Source organism: Bradyrhizobium uaiense, from assembly GCF_010811875.1.
GTDB classification, from domain to species: domain Bacteria; phylum Pseudomonadota; class Alphaproteobacteria; order Rhizobiales; family Xanthobacteraceae; genus Bradyrhizobium; species Bradyrhizobium uaiense.
The window spans coordinates 1-2,685 of record NZ_VKHP01000443.1 but is presented as its reverse complement, the minus strand read 5'-3'; the positions used below and the strand labels follow the sequence as shown (position 1 = coordinate 2,685).

Below are 2,685 nucleotides of genomic sequence, written 5' to 3'. Positions count from 1 at the left end.
CGCGGTCGGCTAAGGGTCTGCATTCGTTTGCTAAGCTCTCTAAGCATGCGGTCCGGGGCTCGGTCGTTGCAGCTTCCGGGGGGACGGCCGCAGCGGTGCGCTAATAGTGCCGATTTGGTGTCGCAAACAACCTAAAAAACGCGGTTCGGCTAGGCTTGAGGTTAAAGTTTCGTCGGCATGAACGGCAGCTGAATGTCTCATCCGGGAAACTCCGGGGCAGGAAACTTCGGGGCAGGAAACTCCGGCGGATGGCTGCCGAGCGGCATGGCCGGGCGGGACCAATGAGCCGGGGTTCTCGACAGAACCGCCCCGTGCCGGACCGAGCTCAGCGTGCCAAAACCGGACGGAACCCGCTCGATGAAGGGCTGCACCGCGTCCGCCCTCAAGTCCTCGGTCGCAAGGCCCTCTTGGAGCCGGCCGAGATTCCATAGCCAGCGCCCGGTCTGCGCCAGCGACACCCGGACGTGCCAGCTGCCGCCCTCGCGCGCCTGGCGGGCCTTGGCCATCATGGCGCCGAACGCCATGAAATATCCGGTGGCGTGGTCGAGCATCTGGGCCGGCAACTCCTTCGGCCCTTCGACGCCGGCTGCCTGCCCTTCGGCATGATTGAAGCCGGTCGTGGTCTGCACCAGCGAGTCGAAGCCGCGGCGCTCCGCCCACGGTCCGGCATGGCCATAGGCCGAGAGCGTCACATAGACGATCCCGGGATTGATGCGGGCTGCTTCCTCAGGCGAGAAGCCGAGCCGCGCAATCGCCTGCGGGCGATAGCCCTGCGAGAGAACATCGGCCTGCGCCACGAGGCCACGCATCCCGCCTCGCCCCGCCTCGCTGCGTAGTTCGAGGAAACTCGTCAGCTTGCCGCGGCCGGTGTCGATGGTGAGCCAGGGGATCGCCGGCAGATCGGGACCGGAGATCAGCAGCACATCGGCTCCATGCGCCGCGAGCGTGCGGCCGGCAACGGGACCTGCAATCACGCGCGACAGGTCGAGCACACGGATGCCGGCCAGCGGCCGCTTCCCCGCGGGCCACGGCTTTGGCGCGGCCTCGCCGATCTTCTCGATCGAGATCAGCGGCAGTTTTGCCAGTTCCTTGGCATGCGGCGTCGCTGACCACTCGTCATATGAGCGCATCAAGGCGACGACGCCGCCGGCGGCATAGGCCGCGGTCTCGAACGCCTCGCCGTCCCATTGCAGCAGCGCCGCCTGGACGTCGTCTCGCTCGGCGTTGCAGCCGAGCACTTTGCAGACGGCGTCGCGGTGATGCGGGAAATTGGTGTGGAGGCGGACGAAGCGGTTGTCGCGCGTGCGGTAAACGCCGGCGATCTTGTCCCAGGCCGGTGGCGGCGGCTTGTCGTCGACGCGCAGATAGCGCTCGCTGCGGCATTCGACCACCGCATGGCGGATATCGACCGCGACATCCTGCTGCTCGCCGCTGCGGGCTTTCCAGATCTCGGCCGCCGCAAGGCCCGCTGCGGCGATCGGAGCCTGCGCTGCGGTTGCGACCCGAAACGACGACGGCAGCTGCGGCTCGCTGCCGCTCAGCGTGACCGCATCGAGCGCGGACGGTGTGCCGCCGGCGCCGGTCCAGATGTCGGCAAGGATGTCACGGACGGCTTGCATACACATTCCTGTTTGCGATTGTTCTATGCCCGAGCATGATGACAGAAAGGCAATGCCCCGACCTCAACCTTCATACCTCGTTTGGGCATGATCTTTTCGGAAAATCGCTGCACACTTTCCGGATCATCATGCCGTCTCCCGACCCGAACAGGAGCTGCAATGGCTGCCATCGATCCCCTCACCGCCGGCGGCGTCTTCCTCGCGACCGCGGCGACCGACGCGGTCTATGTGATGTTCACCTCGGCGGTCGTCGCGCGCAAACGCGTGCCGGCAGCCACCTGGAGCAGCGTATGGTACGTGCTCTCGTCCTATGCGGTGATCAGCTACACCGAGAACTGGCTCTATGTCGCCTCCGCGGCGGCAGGCTCCTGGGTCGGCGCCTATGCATCGATCCCCTCCCTGCCCCGCCCGCCGGGCGGACCGCCGGTGGGTGCGGCGGTGGAATAGCGTGCAGCTGCGCAAGGATTCATCTGCCGTTTCTGCAAATGGCGTCATTGCGAGGCGTGATTGTGACCAACGACTCTCTCCAAATGTCGTCCCGGCGAAGGCCGGGACCCATACGCCGCAGCGCGTGTCGTGGATGGGACTCGTCGTTCCAGCATCGTTCAATAATCACGTTCGGTGGTTATGGGTCCCGGCCTTCGCCGGGACGACGGTGAGGAGGAATTGCGTTTCATGTCCAACAACACGGTGTCATCACCCGCCACCGGGTCTCGCCTTCGGCGAGCCCGATGACAGGCTCCAGCGGGTGATCCAGTATTCCAGAGGCAGTAGTGCCTGAGCCGAGGGGCCGCGGCGTACTGGATCGCCCGGTCGAGCCGGGCGATGACAGCTGAAGATGGGATATAGCTTCGCATTCTCGCGACATGATTTGTCCGAGCTTTGCACTTCGTTCCACCCTCCTCACACAGAGGGCGCAGGGAAAGCCGGGTGCCGATCGCACCCATGGGCCCCGTGCAAAAGGTAGAAAGCACGGGGGTAGGACCACAGGTGTAACCGAAACAACCCGGCTTTCCCTGCGCGATGGCTTACGGCTTATACGTGCTCTCCCCGGCGAGACTGGGCT

2 protein-coding genes are annotated in these 2,685 nt (G+C 65.3%); one reads left to right on the top strand and one right to left on the bottom strand.

The features are described from left to right. Positions 1-197: 197 nt before the first annotated feature. Positions 198-1,619 (bottom strand): CoA transferase, encoded by a 1,422-nt coding sequence (locus FNJ47_RS45490; protein WP_163163247.1) that lies wholly within the window; start codon positions 1,617-1,619, stop codon positions 198-200. 159 nt (positions 1,620-1,778) lie between these two features. On the opposite strand from FNJ47_RS45490, the gene FNJ47_RS45485 reads away from it, so the two are divergent. Further along, entirely contained in the window at positions 1,779-2,066 is a 288-nt protein-coding gene (locus tag FNJ47_RS45485; protein WP_163163245.1) for a hypothetical protein, read from the top strand. Positions 2,067-2,685: the final 619 nt, after the last annotated feature.